The 19410-nt window shown below is 43.1% G+C and carries 11 protein-coding genes and 1 pseudogene; 5 read left to right on the top strand and 7 right to left on the bottom strand.

The features are described 5' to 3' along the window. Positions 1–206 precede the first annotated feature (206 nt). Entirely contained in the window at positions 207–578 is a 372-nt protein-coding gene (locus IM475_RS12060; protein ID WP_110545540.1) for a FliH/SctL family protein, read from the top strand. A 21-nt stretch (positions 579–599) separates the two neighbouring features. Beyond that, on the top strand, positions 600–1475 hold the full coding sequence (locus IM475_RS12055) for an Rpn family recombination-promoting nuclease/putative transposase (protein WP_287727709.1): 876 nt from the start codon (positions 600–602) through the stop codon (positions 1473–1475). 276 nt (positions 1476–1751) lie between these two features. Here the strand turns inward: IM475_RS12055 and IM475_RS12050 are convergent, their stop codons facing one another. The 7 genes and pseudogenes from IM475_RS12050 to IM475_RS12020 form a co-directional block, all read right to left on the bottom strand. After that, positions 1752–4496 (bottom strand): beta strand repeat-containing protein, encoded by a 2745-nt coding sequence (locus IM475_RS12050; RefSeq protein ID WP_287727708.1) that lies wholly within the window; start codon positions 4494–4496, stop codon positions 1752–1754. A 307-nt stretch (positions 4497–4803) separates the two neighbouring features. Further along, positions 4804–5553 carry an FkbM family methyltransferase gene (locus tag IM475_RS12045; RefSeq protein WP_287657551.1) on the bottom strand — a complete coding sequence of 250 codons (750 nt, stop codon included), beginning with the start codon at positions 5551–5553 and terminating at the stop codon, positions 4804–4806. A 187-nt stretch (positions 5554–5740) separates the two neighbouring features. Continuing rightward, positions 5741–7237: a glycosyltransferase family protein gene (locus IM475_RS12040; protein ID WP_287657553.1), complete on the bottom strand. Its 1497-nt coding sequence runs from the start codon at positions 7235–7237 to the stop codon at positions 5741–5743. Between the two features lie 55 nt (positions 7238–7292). After that, positions 7293–8594, bottom strand: coding sequence for an FkbM family methyltransferase (locus tag IM475_RS12035; protein ID WP_287657555.1), 1302 nt, complete (start codon positions 8592–8594; stop codon positions 7293–7295). A 26-nt stretch (positions 8595–8620) separates the two neighbouring features. Beyond that, positions 8621–11683, bottom strand: a complete 3063-nt coding sequence (locus IM475_RS12030) for an FkbM family methyltransferase (RefSeq protein WP_287727707.1) — start codon at positions 11681–11683, stop codon at positions 8621–8623. Positions 11684–11954: 271 nt separating this feature from the next. Then, a pseudogene (locus IM475_RS12025) lies at positions 11955–12170 on the bottom strand (PhzF family phenazine biosynthesis protein); the annotation flags it as partial. Positions 12171–12324: 154 nt separating this feature from the next. Next, positions 12325–14358, bottom strand: coding sequence for an elongation factor G (locus IM475_RS12020; protein WP_287727706.1), 2034 nt, complete (start codon positions 14356–14358; stop codon positions 12325–12327). A gap of 379 nt (positions 14359–14737) precedes the next feature. On the opposite strand from IM475_RS12020, the gene ychF reads away from it, so the two are divergent. The 3 genes from ychF to IM475_RS12005 all read left to right on the top strand — a co-directional run bounded on the left by ychF (position 14738) and on the right by IM475_RS12005 (position 19176). Beyond that, complete coding sequence (gene ychF / locus IM475_RS12015; protein WP_287727705.1) at positions 14738–15829, top strand: redox-regulated ATPase YchF; 1092 nt, start codon at positions 14738–14740, stop codon at positions 15827–15829. A gap of 327 nt (positions 15830–16156) precedes the next feature. Next, positions 16157–18190, top strand: a complete 2034-nt coding sequence (locus IM475_RS12010) for an N-6 DNA methylase (RefSeq protein WP_287727704.1) — start codon at positions 16157–16159, stop codon at positions 18188–18190. A 299-nt stretch (positions 18191–18489) separates the two neighbouring features. Continuing rightward, entirely contained in the window at positions 18490–19176 is a 687-nt protein-coding gene (locus IM475_RS12005; RefSeq protein WP_287727703.1) for a PEP-CTERM sorting domain-containing protein, read from the top strand. Positions 19177–19410: the final 234 nt, after the last annotated feature.

Below are 19410 nucleotides of genomic sequence, written 5' to 3'. Positions count from 1 at the left end.
GCTCTTTTGGATTTGGTGGGTAAAATGTATTCTGAGATACAGTCCTGCTGGCGAGGGAGTGGAGGGAACCACTCCAGACACAGAGGACACAAAGATCGATCCTATGTAAGTTAAACTTATCACACAGAACCTAGAAGAGCCGGTAGGGTTAATTCATGAATTAACCCTACTACTTCCCCCAGAAAAGTCGCGAGGAAATTGAAGCTATGTTTGAACTAAGTGATTTAAAACAAACGAGAGTCTATCAAGAGGCACTGGCCGAAGGAGAAAAACAAGGTCTAGAACGTGGTCTGCAAGAAGGTCTAGAACGGGGTCTAGAACGGGGTCTAGAACGGGGTTTAGAACGGGGTCTAGAACGGGGTCTAGAACGGGGTCTAGAACGGGGTTTAGAACGGGGTCTGCAAGAGGGGAAACGTCTGGTGGTGGAAAACCTGCTCCGAGTCCGTTTTGGTGAGTTAGACCCACCACTGCAAGCTATTATCAGCCGGATTTTACAATTGTCCCCAGAAGAATTTACTCCTTTACTCCTACATTGTTCCAAGCAGGAACTCTTAAATCAATTCGGCAACTGCCAATAAACCCTAGAAGCGACATCTAAAGTGAAAACTGACAGTCTCTTTTACCAAATCTTCCTACGTTTTCCCGACAGTTTCTTTGACCTAATCGGACAACCGCAACCGGGAGCAGCAAACTATCAATTTACCTCCCAAGAGGTGAAACAACTCTCTTTCCGTCTCGATGGCCTATTTATGCCTCTGGTTGAGGATAGTCAGCAACCCCTCTACCTAGTGGAAGTGCAGTTCCAAGCGGACGACACCCTCTACTATCGACTTTTTGCGGAATTGTTCCTATTTTTAAAACAATATCAACCACCCCACCCCTGGCAAATTGTCGTCATTTATCCCCATCGTGGGGTGGAACGGGAACAATCGCTACATTTTGGCGAAATCCTCAATTTAGCAAGCGTTAGACGCATTTATCTCGATGAATTGCCCCACCGGTCTCATCCCTCCTTAGGAATCGGTGTGATTAAATTAGTAGTAGAGTCGGAAACGGCAGCGGTGAGGACTGCTCAAACCCTAATCGAGCGGACCAGAGAAGAAATCACCGACCAGTCCAGTCAACGGCAGTTAATTGACCTAATCGAAAGTATCATCATTTACAAATTCCCCCAGAAAAGTCGCGAGGAAATTGAAGCTATGTTTGGACTAAGTGATTTAAAACAAACGAGAGTCTATCAAGAGGCACTGGCCGAAGGAGAAGAACAAGGTTTAGAACGGGGTCTGCAAGAGGGGGAACGTCTGGTGGTGGAAAACCTGCTCCGAGTCCGTTTTGGTGAGTTAGACCCACCACTGCAAGCTATTATCAGCCGGATTTTACAATTGTCCCCAGAAGAATTTACTCCTTTACTTCTCCATTGTTCTAAGCAGGAACTCTTAAAGCGATTTCCCCCAGAAAAGTCGCGAGGAAATTGAAGCTATCACCCCCCTTATCAAGGGGGGAAGGGGGGATCGGCACCCCCCTTATCAAGGGGGGAAGGGGGGATCGGCACCCCCCTTATCAAGAGTAGGGTTAATTCATGAATTAACCCTACTATGAGAGTTTATTGATGAATTAACCCTACTATGACTGGACTAGGGGAGCAGAGAAGGGAGGGAGACCCTCCCTTTTATCGTGCCAAGGTAGAACCTTGGCACGATACAAATCGGACTAAATTAGACACAGACAAAACTAATCTCTGCGGATAAAATTTAGAGGACGAAGTTGGCTGCCGTTAGGGCTAATGCGCCACCCCCCTGAAGGACAGTTAAGTTGGTTCCTAAGTTGGCAGCAACGTTCAAGCCTGCCCCCGTTGCCGTAAACACAAGCAGATCGTTACCTGCCCCAGTATTGACGGTAAAAGTACCAGCACCAGTGCCACTGGCAGTATAAGTCCCTCGGATACCATAGTTGTTTCCCGCAGCAATACCAACACCCCCCGATAACAAGGTATAGTTGGCAGCAAAGCCTGTTCGGAACAGATCCGTGGCTTGGAAGCCTTGAACGATATCGGGGCCAGAGAGGGGATTAGTGGGAGCAGGAGCAACTGGCTGGGTCAACTGAGCAATCTCGCCATTGGTTAGGTTGGCACTTGTAAAACCGCTACCCGCCCCAAGAGTCGCCCCAAGAGTTTGCACAAAGGTGTCAACGCCTGCACCGCCCGTTAGGCTATCCGCTCCGGCATTTCCTATTAAGGTGTCGCCGGCTCCACCTGCCGTGATCTCATCATTTTTCGTTGTTCCCTGTAACGTATTCACGCCCGTGAGAGAACCAAGAACCGTCGCGCCATTGGCGAGATTCCCCATGACAGCGGTCATTGTTAAACCAGTAGTACCGGTTAGGGCCGAAGCGTCCACTTTATCTGCTGTGATGGCACCAACACTCAGACCTGAATTCCCTGTCACGGTGACTGTCTCGGTTACGGTTGGTTCCTCGTTGAAGATGATGCCCCCAACAATATGACCCGTGGCCGCATCGCTAGAGTTAATCACCAAGCTTTCCGTAAAGAGTTTTGTGGTACCATCCACAGGATCCACAGGGTTGAGCTTAATACCACCAATCGTGACATCGTTTGAAACCAATCCGGGACGGCCAACTAAGTTCACTGTAACCTTGTCGGTGATTGCCGTACCGTTAGTTGCCAACGTTAATAAACCAGTTTCATTGGCTGCGGCAGTACCCCAAATGTTAAGGGTATTTTGTCCGGTGTTATAACGAATGGTGTATGCGCCAGCGGCAACAGTACCATTTTGCAGAGTAACGGTATTGACATCATTGCCAAACAAGTCCGCCCGAAGGGTTGCATTGCCAGTCCCAGCCGTGGTTAAGGCTAAGGTTTGAATACCTGTGATATTCGCATTTTCGGCAGTGATCGCCTCTGCGTTGGCAGGAGTTGCAAATGCTAAGGTATTAACCCCAGCACCACCAGCAACAACATCGGTTGTAGTGAAGCCGTTAGTGAAAGTAATGCGATCATCATCGTCTCCTCCAGACACCTCCACCGTATTATTACCAGCAACAGTCAAATTGTCTTTGCCAGTCCCTCCCGATAGCTTGTGACTACCCGCCGCCGCATTGAGGGTAAAGGTATCATTTTTTAAGCCGCCTTTAAACTCTAAGTTGCCAGTGGGAGTAACTTGTGTCACGGTCAAATCCGCATTAAACGCGCTCGCATCTACTAGCGTTACCGTATTCGCTAGGGAAGTAGTACCACCGGCAAGAGTTAAAGCTTTATCACCGGTAATGGTTAAGGACTTCAGCCCTGCGACCCCTGCCATTTCGATGGTATTGTCGAAACCGGCGCTGTTCACGGAAACTTTCTCGTAGCCGCCCGTCCCAGAAAGGTTACTTACCTTAAGCACAGTATTAAAACCAGGGAAAGCACCAGGGACAACTTGACTCAGCTTAATTGCTAGAGCATCTTCAGTTCCCGCTAAAGCCGCATCGGCAATGGTAAAGGTGTGATCAGAGCCGGTAAAACTACGACTGATAGAAATCGTCTCCAGGGCCGACTGGAGGTTAGTCATTGTCAAATCACCACTGGTGTCATTGATATTGACCGTCTTCAGACCCGTAACGAAGGTGGAAAGAACCTTCAGATCCTCGCCCACTAGAGTCGCATTCAAGGTACTGATATCCTTTAACAGGTTAGGCTGAACAGTGTTAATACCCGCCGTATTCTGCTGCCAGAGAATGGTCAAGGTGGGATTAGTTCCTGTTCCCGTTAACGCATCACCCGAAGTAAAGCTATTCAGAACACCGCCTGCCGAGCCTGCTATGGGAGGGGCTAAGAACTGGTTTCCTGACTTAATGTCCACATCGGGCGTTAACACAAAACTGTTGCCCACACTACCCGTCGTTGCTACAAACTGATCGACACTGGCTTTAGCCAGCGTTACGCTAGCGGCGGTCTTATCAACCGTGCTAATACTCGCCCACCCAGCATTATACTGGGCCGTATTAAATGAAGGCACGCTTCCCGAAGGATTATTCTGCATGGAGGTGCTGAAGTACTGCGAAACCTCTTGACGGTTTTTGAGGGCAGCAACCTCGTCTGCGGTAGCATATTCATAAACTGCGACAACTAAAGCCTTATAGTTGGCAATGCCATAGTTGGTTCCGTCTTTGCCAATATAGGTCTGATTGCCGAAGTTTGTGAGCCAGTTTGTCCAATAATTGAGATGCTCTACGGAGGGAGCAGAACCAAAAAGATTCTGATAGACCTCCTTAACGTACTGTTGAGCATTGCCTGTACTAGGAGAAATGAGATATCCGTAGGTGGGGGGATTCCCATTCCCCACGCTGTTGAAGGTCGCGGGATCAGAAGCGGCAGCCGCCCATCCCTGTACAGCCTCTACCCAATTATAGGTAGCTTGATTGAAGCTAATGGGGGAGACTGGAGCCTTAAAATAGGCAATATTGAGGAAGGTTAAAGCACTGCTAGAAAGAAGGGCCATAGTTTTCTTTGAACTCCAAAAGTTTTACTTAGAGGGGGATAACTACATCATGATGACAAATAGCAGAGGTTATGTAACCACATCATGGCGGTGATCAGAGTAGAGATATGTTATCAGGTTTATCGAGTCTAAGACTAACTAAGAACCGTTCGGTTTGTCAAGATCTTGGTTCATTTAGTTCTACTAGACCTGGCATTAATCAAGATTAAAAGTTCATCGCTTAGCTGGTAATTGATTTTGCATCTAGGTTGTCCAGGACTCCTCCAGAACCTGATTAGTTCCCGCAGAAACAAGGGAGTAGAAGGCTTTAATAGTACCAATTTTTTGAAAAACTGGCATTCGTGTGGACAAAGACACAATCTAGAGAAGCCAAAACCCCTTCTGGGTTTCGATAAGGCTCAGTAACATCCCATAGTCGGAAATTGAAGGGAAGTAGCCAGTTAGCAATTTCCGTTAATAGAGGAGTTTCTGGCCCATATCCACGATACAACCAACATTCTAGCAAAAGAACGTCCACTTTGGCTAGGGTCTGGGTGGCTCCCTTCAAAATACTTAACTCGTTACCTTGAGTATCAATTTTAATGACCTGAGGTTGGGGTAGATTCAATTGTTGCATTGCTTCATCCAACCTTAGCATGGGAACCTCGACGAGTCGTGTCTCTTGATCGGGAGGAGTGACGCCCAGACAACTGCTGGCTAAAATATTGTCGAAGACAGTCATGGCCAGATGACAATTGCGATCGCCCAGTGCGTACTTGTGCAAGGAGAAGGACGGATAAATTCTTAAGGTTTCCTCCATAAACTGGCGATAGTCAGGACTGTGATCAATCAGTGGCTCAAAGAGGTGAAAGTTAGCCTGGGGCAAGACTTGTTTCATGTAGAAAGACCAAACACCGTCAGAGGCACCAATGTCAAAGACAATGCTGGGGTGGTAGCCTAAGTTAGCTAACCGTTGAAAGGCTTGACGGTCTAACTGAAGAACGGAGTCATCCAGATTGTCCTGGTGCTTTTGATAGTCAGCCCTCAGAGATGGGTTATGGGGAGCGAGTTCACTCATGAGTTCTTTTGTTCGACTTAGCGTTGTATTTTTCTTAATAGTTTTACTTGATGGCTACAAAGGTATGGGAAACTGATAAAAGCTCTTCTTGACTAAATCCTTTTGCTTGTAACTCCTTAAGAATTGGCGAATTAAGTGCCTGTTCAAGCAGTTTTTCAGAGTTTATATCCCTTGAATTTCTGCCGGTTTATCTTTTTCGGTACAATTTTATCCCATAAGTGCCTGTATCTAACTGTTCTCCCGTATCGTACCACTGGGGGAGTGAGTCGCCAACAATTCCTGCTAATCCGGGATTCCAGGGCGCTCTAGCACTGTCCCTAGGATCAATAACAATTAATGAAAGATTATCCCTATCCTCTGGTGTCATCTGAGCATTATAAAGGGGGAAATAAACTCGTTTAAACCGAGACTTGAGGGCGTAGAATGCCTGAAAATCAGCATAAATGTTATCCTCCTGATTGATTTTGTTGTCAAGAAAGTTTTGTACTTTAGCATAGTCATTATTTTCCCATTGTTGTAAGGTAATTTGCGCTCGGTAAGGTAGTCCTAGTAAGTTGGCATAAAACAATAAAACCAAAAAAGCTATAGTAATAATTGTTGTCTGAATTTTGCCAGTATTTTTTTCTAAAATATTATTAAAACTCCAGCAAATACAAATGATCAAGGGAAACATCGACATCCAACTATAATAAAGTGGATATTTCCCCAGAAAACACATAGTAGTTGGTATGGTAATAACGCTGATCAAAGCAAAAAAGGAAGGAGAACGCCACCGGAAAGATTTGGTCAATAGTTCATAAAATATCAAGATGAGCAGCAGTACTGACAGCGGGGGAAAAGACGGATGCAAGCAGCCACGACACACATAATCTTTCGGGTCAAAAAGTTTGCTCACTTTGGAAAATATTATATCAATGACACTTCTGTTGCGGTTGGCATTGTCAGCAATCTGACCCAAAGTCATACCAACAAAATCATCCCAAACACCATTGGTTGAGTAAAGTGCATAAAGAAATAACATTCCTAAAATAAATCCCCCACTTAGAGCGACAAATTCCCGCCAAAATCGCTGAAAGTTGAAAAGGAGTAGGATAACGCCAAAAATTATGGCAAAGGCCACTGCTGACAATCCAGAAAGGGTAAAGAAAAATCCAATAATTGTCATAGTAAGCCATCGGATTTTAGCATCTTTTATTAAAAAAGCTCCCAAAACCAGTGCTGATAAGAAAATGCCGGAAGTGTCGTACCTTCCCGATGTATAAATAAAGGTAATTCCTGCTGGCAAAAGACAACTAACCACTAGGATGATTCTTAGCCAAGAAAACTTAATTAAAGGCAAGTTCTTGATGAATAACCAGATTACAGTGATGCTAAGAAGCATTAACACATAATTAAAAAGCCTAACTTTTTCAATACTAAATCCCAAAACTTTTATCCATAAGGCCAGCAAAACTGTATAAAGAAAAGAAACGCCAGCATGGAACTCTTGAGCATTTTGATGCCACCAAGAAGCCGAGGTAAAACTGCCGTATAAAGCTAGATTAGCTGCTGGTTCTGCAAATGCTACTTCATCTATCCAGACGGGGTGTAATCTAGAACCCAAGAATATGCCTACTAGCAAAAAAGCAATTCCCAAACCGACGAGAATCAAAATTTCACTGGTTAAAGATATATTTTTTTTCATAATCATTACTCACCTATTAGTTATTCCGTAAACAACTCAATATTTATCCAAGATTTTAATAAGCATTAGAGAAATAAGTTGCGGGCATGACACAGGAACACCATTTAAGTGCTTCACTAAAAACAGAATGCTCCTGAAAAAAGAAAACATTTCCCCATGAACTACCAACGGATATTAAGTGATTACAATAAAAACTCACCTCATTATTAGGAAATACTCGATAAATTACAATAAACCAACGATAGCCGCGTAATTTCATTGCTTCGACAAGATTCGGTAAGCGGTTGTCCACCCCAAACTCACCAAAAGGAAACTTTTCATCCCAAAATTCCGCAACTACCACAGGATAACGATAGTCACCCATACCTCTTATCACTTCTAAATCAAAACCTTCGGTATCAATTTTTACCAAACCAACTTCCGAGGGAACCTGCTGTTGCTGATGTAAGGTTTCCAGAGTTGTCACCGTAATAGGGACTGTTTCTGTAAAAACCATTCCTTCTGGTAACGAATGGATGTTAATACTGCTCAGTAGAGTATAGTCAGCGTCAGGATAAAGGGGTTGACTATTGGGGTCATTAACTAGATTTTGATCCCCGACTAGGTGAAGCTCCCTCTCCTCATTTATCGCTCCTAATGCTAAAGGAAAAATGCGAAGATTAGAGAAATTAGATAGACGATTTTTTAATTTTTCCACAACGGGTAAAAACGGTTCAAAGGCATAAACTTCATAGCCTGTTTGCAATAGTCGTTCTGTTACATCCCCCTGATTGGCTCCAATATCTAAGGCAGAAGGATAGGGAAGATAGGAGTATAAATAACACATCAATTCAACTTCAATCCCTTGAAAATTTGATTGATTAGTGACAACCTTAAATTTATAATTATGAATATCCTCATAAACTTTACTTAACAGTTGTTGATTAAGTTGGAAACGTTCTCGAGTTTCCTCTTGAAATGCTTGAAAAGTTTGATAAATAGCTTGCTGTTGTTGTTGAGAATCTTGATAAATTCTTTCAATAGCCTGATAAATAGCTTGCTGTTGTTGTTGAGAATCTTGGTTAAATTGTTGAATGCCTTGAACGAGATCAACGGAAAACTTGAGCAAAAAAGCTTGATTTTCCAGTGATAAATCAGCCTTTCGCTTGGTTTCTGCATTTTCTTGTCGGATTTGCTCCGTGGAGTTATTGAGTTGCTCAACCTTAAAATCTAAGGGATCAAGCTGATTAAGTTTCTCAAGTTTTTGGATTTGTTCAAGTTGGACATGATTGAGTGAATCAAGTTTTTCTAGAAATAAATCTTTGACTGCTTTAACTCGCTGAACTATTTTATTTTTGGCTAATAATTGTTTGATCATTTTGGCTAGTGATTGGGTAAATTGTCTTAAGCTTGACTGGGAGACTTTTCAATTTTGCGGCTAGTTTCGGGAACTAACAAATCTTGACGAATAAAGACCACTTCCTTTTGGAGGAGTGTGCCATCAATGGGGGATCTCCATTCGCCGGTTTCGTCATAATAACGGAAACCAAGCTGATCCAAAAGATTAAGCATTTCATTGAAAACGAGAGCGTCCTGATCATAGCGAATAAAGGAGAGTTCAGCAACGACTAAATCCACCTGAGCGATAAATTCTTTGGCTCCTTCTAAGACGATATGCTCGGCACATTGCACGTCTAATTTTAATATTCCTCTGCCAGAAATTTCCTCATCTGTCGCCACCTGATCGAGGGTTTTTACTGCCACTGTAATCGTTTCATAGTTTCTAAAATCGGCGGGAGTGAGTAAGAAACTACCGTACAAATCGGGGGAAACTTGAAAACTTAACTGACCAGCTTGATTAGAGATGGCAATTTCTAGTAATTCCGCTTTAGGAATATTACAGATATAGTAATTTCTGGCTAATTGCTCGTATTTTGAGATTAGCGGATCGATGAGGATAAAGCGAGCTTCTGGGAATAATTGACTAGCGGTATGAGACCAAATACCGTGGGAAGCTCCCACATCAACCACAAAATCGGGCTGATATTTTTGCCCTCGTAAACGTCGCATCACTTGATAGACTTGAGCATAATCTTTATAAATAATTGAGGGAACGGGGGGTTCAATAAAAGTCACGGCATCGATCGGCGATCGAGGTAAAATTGCTTCAAATCTGTCATCGGCTGCTTGTTCTTTTTCTAGGGACTGCCACACCCATTGATCGATCCCTCGATCGGAGAATTTTGCCGCTACTTTAACGGCATTTTCTCGCATTCTTTGCTGATTTTCTGGGTTAAGAACGTAGTCCACGGCTGCGGCCAAACTTTCGGGTGTATAATCACAAACCACACCGATTTGAAAGCGATTAATAAAGTTAGCCGCCGAGGTTTTATTACTGCCTAAAAGAATTACCGGGGTGTTAGCGGTGGCGAGGTTAAAAATAATCCGGCCGGGTAAACTAAGGCGAGACAATTCTGTCCGATCATCTCTTTCGTCCATGGTTCCCGTGGGAACAATAACAAAGGGATATGCTTGTAGTTGTTGTGCTAGTTTTTCTTCGGGATAGAGTCCTTGGCTATAAAGTCCCCATTTTTCTAATTCTGCGGCAGATTCTTTGAGCCAATAATAGTTAGAATTGCCATACCAATCTAGTTTAACTCCTGCTCCTTGAATACTCTCTAAAAGAGATTGGAACCATTGGGGACTCCAAATGCTCCCTAATAAAGCTCCCCATTTTTCTTGACAGCGTTGGGGAGAAACTTCGGCAACTTCACTATTAATGAGACGGTGGGGAACGATCGCCGGTAGGAGCCAAAATTTGTAGCCGTACTTATTTTCGTAAGCGTCGCGGAGTTCGGGATGGGTGGCAAAACGAAGGGAACATTTGCTTAAAAACTCTTTCATCAAAGCATCGGGAATCTCCTGAACGCAGATATTCTGATCGTCCATGATGTAGGTGGCAAGGGGAACATTAAATAATTCCTTAATAGCGATCGATGTCAGAATATCGCTGGCATAGTAGGGGACACAAAAAACTTTTTGGACTTGATGGTGTCCGAGAGTTTGGAGAATTGATTGAAATATCGCCGGTCGCGACATTTTCTTATGGTCAAGGTGGAAGCTTAAGACCCCGAATTGTTGTTCACCACCATAGTGATTATCGGAACGGATGGAAATAATCTCGCTATCATCGGGAAAGATTCTTCTGACCAAGGCTCCTGTCCCGTGACTTTGATTGACTTCACTAGCGGTGACGATCACACTGCACTTAAGGCTATTTTTCTCGAATTGTTCAAAGCGATTATCGATGGGTTTTCCCTGTTCTAACGATCTCCAGAGCCAATCATCAAAATGATCGGCTTTTAAGCTTTTGGCTAATTTTTGACTGGAATAACGGAACCGCAGTTGATTGCTTTCTATTTGCAGTTTCTCTATTTCTGTTAATAAGCTTTGAGCTTTATAATCACAGACAGTTCCTAGGTCGAATTCTTTGACGAACTGAGCGGCGGCACTATCTTCACGGCCAACAATAATGATCGGAGTATTAGCAACGGCGGTAATAAAGGGAATACGGGAAGGCAAACTCAAACAGGCGAATTCAGGCCGCTCTTGCTCGTTTTCAGAACTGGCGGTGGGAACGATTGCAAAAGGGGCTTGACGTAAGTAGTAGATGAGAGCATCTTGGCTGCAGTAACCTTTAAAGAAGATACCATCTTGTTCTAACTCTGGTTCTTGGAATTGCACCCATTGACGATTAGGATTGCCATACCAATCTAATTTTATCTGGGATTCTCGACATAATTGTCTGAGATTTTCTAACCAAGTCTGAGACCATATATTACCGATCAAAATCCCTCTTGCCATAGAATCGGGGACGGTAATTTCTGGGGGCATTAAATAACTTTCTACTAGGGGCGGTACAAACCAAATTTTTCTTTCGTATTTTTTACTATAGGCTTGGCACAGGGGCTTAGAAATACCCAAAACTAGATCACTATTATCGATTAATTGCCTAACAATCCCATCGGGCACAGCCCTGATATAGATGTTTTGATCATCCATCAGGTAGGTACAAATGGGGACTTGAAAGAGAGATTTAATCGCTATGGCTACATAAAAATCTTCGATAAAGTAGGGAATTACTAAGACTCTTTTCGGTTTTAAATAAACAAATAAATTTTGAATTTTTACTAAAATTTCCCCGTAGGAACAACCGCGCACATCTAGACAGAAATTCTGGACTCCAAAGTCCTGCTCCCCTCCGTAGAGATTAGTGGTTCGTAGGGAGACTATCCCACTGGTATCAGGGAAAATTCTCTTTAAAAGAACCCCGACACCGTGATTCTCATTGATTTCGTTTGAAGATACTATAATATCATAACTTTCTTGGAATTTGTCGGCAAAACTATTTAAGTCTTGTAACGACAAACTAAGTTTTTTTTGTAGTTCCTGATAAGAGGTGAGCATAATGATTAATTTTAATAGGCTTTAGCTATAGACATTTCATTGATTTTGACAGGGTTTCTCTGAAAAACAAGGTATAAACTCGTTTCGCCTACGGCCTCGTCATTAAGATAACTGCCGTATTTTTTCTTGGTTATCCCTCAAGAAATTTTATATTTTTCGATATACCCTGTCAAGTTCATTCTCATCCATCCCACAAAACCGAGATTGATCCTTGCAGGTCTTAATGTTTTAACATTGTTCATCTCCTTTTTACCAACTTCGGCAACCGCTCTCACAATGACCTTTTTATATCGCTTTTTGTTTCCCCATCGGCAATTATCATCTTGCCTTGGCAGACTAGAACTGATGCACCACCCACAGAAACTTCCGTAATTGACCAGTTGTTTTTCTGAAACTTTAATTGTAAACTGCTGGGTCTGCCCATTTCCACTCCTTGGATTATCGTCCATTGATTCATCCCTTCCCTAGAAGATTCTAACCCCTCTAGGTTGAGAATTCCTGGACTAATTTGGGGCAGTATAGCACTAGGATAATCTTATGGAACCCTTCTGTCATTTTTTGCCAGAAAAGGGAGAGATGAGCCAATAAAAGCCCATCTCTTGCTAATTTATCGCTCTACCTTACTGACAGCCAAGAAGACTTTACTTGTTACCATTACCCTGCATAGCTAAAACCGCATCGCGCAGTTTATCCGGCACTTCTTGCAGGTGATCCTCATCCCACTGGAAGAAACCGACACCCATAGTCAGAGAACGCAATTCAACGATCAAATCGTGCATTTCTGCTTGGGGGAGATAGGCCGTCACCTGATCCCAACCTTTCCACTCCTCAGAAGCTTCAAAACCCTGAATTTGACCGCGTTTACCACTGATTAACTGTAAAACCTTGGCGGTGTATTCTGAGGGAGCGAGAACCGTCACCGATAGAATTGGTTCTAATAAGACCGGATGACATTTAGGCAGTCCTTCCGTCATCGCTAGACGGGCCGCTTGTTTAAAAGCTTGTTCGGAACTATCGACACTGTGATAGGAACCATCGGTGAGAGTAACATCGATATCGACCACGGGGAAACCCAAAGGACCATGACCGAGATATTCCCGCACTCCCGTTTCCACCCCGGGGATATACTGTTTGGGGACAACACCACCGACAATGCTTTCATGGAAGTGGAAACCTTCCCCCCGGGCCAGGGGTTTAATATCGAGGTACACATCACCAAAAGCACCGTGACCGCCGGTTTGGTGTTTATAACGTCCGTGGGATTTGGTGCTGGTTTTGATCGTTTCCTTGTAGGGAACTTGGGGTAAATGGGTGGTCATCGGTAGATTATACTTGCGTGCTAGGCGATCGAGGGCCACTTGCAGATGAATTTCTCCCTGTCCCCAGAGAATCACTTCTTTAGTATCACCGTGTTGTTCCCAGTAGAGGGAAGGATCTTCTTCGAGCAGTTTTGTCAAAGCTGAACTTAATTTCACTTCATCCTTGCGATTGGCGGCGGCAATGGCCAAGGCAAAGACGGGTTTAAGCTGTAATCCTTTGGGAAGATCGGGTTTTTGACTGCCGCTACTAACCACATCTCCGGTGGCGATTCCCTCCAAACGACCGAGAGCGACAATTTCCCCCGCTTGGGCCTGCTGTAGGGGTTGCTGTTGTTGTCCCATGAGACGATAGATACCACCAATCCGCACACCGTTTAAGGCCATGCCATCGCTAAGGGTTCCCTGCCAGATTCGCCCTAGGGAGAGGCGACCGCCCTGGGGAGTAAAATAGGTTTTGAGGATTTGTACCACTGCATCTCCATCGGTACCCGGATCGAGACCGCGACGATTGGCGGTAATTGTCGGGGCCGGCGCTTCTTCCACTAAAGCGGTGAGGAGATGACGCACACCATAGTCCCGTTCCGCCATACCGAAGAACACGGGTACTATCTGATCGGCTCCCAGTTCTTGTTTTAAGTCTTGGAGAATTTCTTCCCGGGAGGGGTTAATATCTTCGAGGAGTTCTTCTAAAAGATGATCATCAAATTCGGCGATCGTTTCCAGCATTTCTTGTCGAGCAATCTGTTCTTCTTCCTTGAGGTGGTCGGGTAAAGCTACAGGATCGGCGGGACTGTTAGCATGGTAATGATAAGCCTGTTCGTTGATTAAATCGATAAATCCGATAATTTCGTTGTTCTGACGGATAGGATATTGTTGGGGAACGAGGGGACGACTAGAAACGGATTTGAGAGCTTGTAGGACTTCGTTAAAGTGACTATTACAGCGATCCATCTTGTTGATGAAGATTAGATGCGGAATTTCCCAATCATCGAGGAATTTTAGCAAGGGAGCCAGGGTGAGAACTCGATCGACCACCGGTTCACAAACGATAATAGCAGCACCGGCCCCGACGAGGGCATTATAGGTTTCACTGGCAAATTCGATCGAACCGGGGCAATCGAGAAAGGTAAAATTTAGGTCTTGGTATTGACTATGGGCAATGGAAACTTCTACACTCATCTGTCGATCCCGCGCTTGCGTGGAACTATCACCGACGGTGTTGCGATCGCTAATTTTACCTTTTCTGGTGATCGCTCCTGTTACGAAAAGTAAACTTTCCAGTAAGGAGGTTTTTCCACTGGAGTAGGGGCCGACAAGGGCCACATTACGCGTGTTTGCTCCGATACTTTGATTCATACAGATACCCCCAACAATGATTTAGTGATTGGTTGCGGCGATTGGACGATATTTACACTCGATCGCCCTAGGAAATATACTGTCATAGCACTGAAAATTACTCTCAGGACGTAGTTAGAAGCGAAAGGCCTGTCTTGCCATAATTTTGCCCAGTGCCACAAGTGTATTCTTTCTTACTTTTCACCCTAACTCAGTCTCAAGCATTACATCCCATTCTCGCAATCTCTTGTAAAGTCTCGCCTACTTTTAGTTAAGGAACTTGAATAAATGTTAACTAAGCTGTTAACTATCGAGAGTCTTTCTCATCAACCGGATTCACAAAAACGAGGGGCAGCCTGATATAGTGAGAGGTCGGGATGATGTTTATCAAGCAATTTTTATGTTAAAAGCTGGAATCGTGGGACTGCCAAATGTGGGGAAATCGACCCTATTTAACGCTCTGGTGGCTAATGCCAAGGCCGAGGCCGCTAATTTCCCTTTTTGTACCATTGAACCGAATGTGGGTGTGGTATCCGTCCCCGATGAACGTCTGGAGGTTTTGGCTAAAATCTCTAATTCTGAGAAAATCGTGCCGACGCGGATTGAATTTGTCGATATTGCCGGATTAGTCAAGGGTGCGAGTCGCGGGGAAGGATTGGGTAATCAATTTTTGGCTAATATCCGGGAAGTGGACGCGATCGTTCATGTGGTGCGCTGTTTTGATAATGATGATATTATTCATGTTTCCGGTTCTGTGGATCCGGCCCGGGATATCGAGGTGATTAATCTAGAGTTAGCTCTAGCGGATTTGGGACAGGTGGAGAAGCGGGTGGAACGTTTACGCAAACAGGCGAAAAATAGCAAGGAAGCCGCCGAAGAATTGGCTATCCTTGAAAAAATCCTAATTTGTCTTAATGACGGTATTTCGGCGCGAAAAGTGGATTTAAGCAAAGAGGAAGAAGAATTAATTAAAAATCTCGGTTTATTGAGTCGTAAACCGATTATTTATGCCGCTAATGTTAGCGAAGATGATCTGGCCACGGGTAATGATTGGGTAGAAAGTGTCCGTAAAATTGCCCAACAGGAACAGGCAAAAGTTGTGATCGTTTCTGCTCAAGTAGAATCGGAATTAGTGGAATTGTCGGAGGAAGAAAGAAAAGATTTTCTCGGTTCTTTAGGAGTAGAAGAAGGGGGATTAAAATCTTTAATTAAAGCTACCTACGAGTTATTAGGACTGCGTACCTATCTCACCACCGGTCCCCAAGAAACCCGCGCATGGACGATTATTTCTGGCATGAAAGCACCTCAAGCAGCTGGAGTTATTCACTCGGATTTTGAACGGGGTTTTATTCGTGCAGAAACCGTGTCTTATCAGGATTTAGTTAATAGTCGCACGATGAGCGCTGCTAAAGAAAAAGGTTTAGTCAGAAGTGAAGGCAAGGAATACATTGTTCAAGAGGGTGATGTCTTACTATTCCGTTTTAATGTTTAGCTAAAATGAGTCAGGTGGGTGGCACTCACCTGATCAAAAGGCTGAACAATAGGCCTTGTCAATTTGAAAGATGCTCCGAATTTCTGTCATCAACAATCTCTCAGCTTTTTTTACTCACTTTGGTTAACATTAAACTGAATTTTTTATCTCTTGACATCCTCTAATTTATATTCTACAATTAGAGTATAGGAGCAAGTTCTTGTTTAATCAAGATGGCGATGATCTCTGTCCACTAAAAGACTGGTTTGCTAGGAATGCAGTCGAGGCTAAAAATAGTCTATCTATTCAACAACCCGCAAGGGGAAACGGTCAAATCAAGCGCAGTAAATGAAAGAGCAAGGATTGTTATTTTCCGAAGATAGCCTGTTACCTGAAAAACTCCCGCAAATTCAGGAATTACGACCTTCTAACAATCTTTCCGCAGTTTTTGAAGAGTGCCATAATTATATTTACGCCAACGAAGGAATGCTCAAAGACAAGATTTTTCACGAGATGGTTAAACTAATCATCATCAAACTTCATGATGAAAAATCTGACAAGCAATCTGTAAATTTTGGCGTTACAGCAAGTGAATATAAAGCCATCGTCGCCAATAAGTCCGATGAATTTATGTCGCGTCTCAGTCAATTATTTAGCTCCATCAAGAATCATTATCGGGGATTTTTCACCGATGACGCATTCAAGTTAAAACCTTTGACTCTTGCTTATATTGTAGGCAGGTTACAGTACATTAATTTAACTAAAACATCTGGCGATATAAAAGGGGAAGCCTTTCAGACTTTTGTAAATAGACACCAGCGTGGAGATAGGGGAGAATTTTTTACCCCTCACCCAATTGTCCGTCTTGCGGTTGAAATGATAGACCCCAAACCAAACGAAAAAATTATAGATCCTGCTTGCGGAAGTGGTGGTTTTTTAATTCAAGCAATAAACCATGTTCGACAAAATAATCCAGAGTTCAATATAGCAAGTTTTGTGCAAGAAAGTATTACAGGAATTGAATTTAATCCTGATGTCGCCCTTTCGGGAATGATTCGTTTAGTTTTTGAAGGTGGCACAGGTTCAGAAATTATCTGCACTAATGCGCTTATCGAAGATGAAAAATTAAATAATTCTTTTGATGTTATCTTGACCAATCCTCCTTTCGGAAATAAAGGAAAAGTAGAAGACCAGAAAATTCTTCAATCATATCTTCTTGCCCGGAAATGGCATAAATCAGCGTCCAATAGTTGGCAAGTTTCCCCAACCGTTTTAGCGGGTCAGTCGCCCGATATTTTATTTATTGAGAAATCTATAAAATTATTGCGCGCAGGTGGGCGCATGGCGATTATTCTGCCCGATGGTTTATTACAAAATATCTCTAATGGACCGATTCGGTATTGGTTGCGCTCCCAAACAAAAATATTAGGTGTTGTTTCCATACCGCCAGAAGCCTTTGTACCCTACGGCACTGGAATCAAGACATCACTTTTAGTAGTTCAAAAATTACCAGCAGACAATGATTCTTGTTTTATGGCACAAATCAAAAAAATAGGCTATGACGTTAAAAGACAAACAATATATAAGCGCGACGAGTCGGGAGTTATAGCCCGAAAAAAATCAGGTTTGCCAATAGTTGACGATGATATAGATGATATTTCTCACTCTTTTAGGTCATTTATCAATGGGGAATTTGCACAAAACAGCGATTGTATTTATACAGTTAAGAATACCCTGCTCAATTCGAGACTGGATGCCGAACATTATTTACCCAATGACCAAAAATTATTAGAACATCTAAAATCTATTGGGGCGAAACCTTTAGGTGAAATTGCCGATATTTTGAGAGATGCGGCTGATTTTCGTTTAGCTAGGGATAGTGAAATTAGATATATCGCTATTTCCGATGTTGATTACCGTACAATGCAAGTTGTTTCCCAACAAATAATTAAGGCACACGAGGCCCCATCTCGCGCAACTTATAGATTGTACAAAGGCGATATTATTACAGCAATTTCAGGAGCAAGTACGGGAAGTCCACGCCAAGCAACAGCCCTAATCACGGAAGATGAAGACGGAGCAATTTGCTCAAATGGATTTTCAGTATTAAGAAATATTCAGGGAGTCGAGCCTTTGTTTTTATTAGTATATATGCGAACAGACTTTTTTTTGCGTCAGATTAAAAGGTACATGACAGGTCATGCCATTCCTACTATTTTAGGGGATGATTTGTTAAAAGTTTTAGTGCCTATTCCACCCCAATCTGAACAGCAGAGAATCGCAAAAAGTATGACCGAAATTCAAGCAATTAGAAAAGAAGCGTTAAAGGCAAGTGAGAATGTTGTTAACGAAATGAGTCTTTTACTTGGCCAATTTGAGTAAGGCAAAAAGCAGGTTAAGCTTAGAACAAGTCTTAATACTAAATCCGGTTATTAAACACTGATTATCTATTACCACTTTTGCCTGTCCTGATATGTAGCCTATACTCAACGGATTTAGTATGAGTCGCTAGTCGGGGAGAAGAATGTAAAGAATTATTAAATTGTAGTTTTTGATACATTTGTGGGGGGGGGAATGTGTATTATCTCTTTCGTCTGCCTGTTGTCTTGGGTTAGGCTGTTGCTTGACCAAGCTGCAAGGAAGACGATAGTTGCCTCTATTCACCCGTTTGCTCAATCAAGATGATTAAAAACCGATTAATTCCCACCCTAGCTTTAGCTGGCGCAACTTCTCTCGCTGCTATGCTCACTCCTGTGGCAGCAAAGGCTATTACCTATACCGTTAACCGCAGTTGGAGTGAATCAGGTAATAACGCTTCTTTGGTGGGAACCGTAGATGTGCCAATAGGTAGCTATACTATCAATTCAACTGGTACTCCCAATCCCTTTACCAACGTTAACCTTACCTTGACAGTTAATGGTACTCCTTTTACTTTAGATACTGTCGTCATTCCTAGTGGCTCTATCATCGGAACAGGGCAATTTTTTGTTAATGCCACATCTTCAACGTTAACTTTTAATGCAAACGTTTCTGGTAACGTTTCTGGTCTTGACCAGGCCACAGTAAGGTTTCAGAACTCAGGAAATCCGTTCGGCAACAGGAGGTATGAAATCGGTACTTTCCGTGACGTCTTGACTGGTCAGCTTGTGAATCTTGAAGGTTCAACCGTTTCACCTGGTTTCTCCAGGGTTGTAGCTTCAGTATCTTTACCCGTAACTTTTGGGACAGCACAAACAGCACAACAAGTACCTGAACCCGCCTCCCTCTTTGGTCTTGGAGTCCTCGGTACTCTGGGAGTAGGTTCAACCCTCAAACGCAAACTGAAGCCATCCAAATCAGCCGAAAAAGAAACCACAAAAGTAAGCTAAATTGCTCATGAAAAATACAATGCCCCTTCAATTAGCCAGTTGAGTGGGGTTTATTTTTAGTCCATGTTTCTATTTAGGGTTTGCTGAATAAATAGACCTCTCCATAATTTAATTAAATCACAATAATAGGATATAATAAAACAAATAGTAAATCAAAAAAAGCCATGAAAAACTACACTTGGGAATACATTCAAAAATATCCGAAACAAACTAAAAGACTATTAGGAATTGACT

Source organism: Microcystis sp. M061S2 (genome assembly GCF_020245605.1).
Lineage (GTDB): Bacteria > Cyanobacteriota > Cyanobacteriia > Cyanobacteriales > Microcystaceae > Microcystis.
The sequence above is the reverse complement of the archived record's forward strand: the minus strand, read 5'-3'. Positions and strand labels throughout refer to the sequence as shown.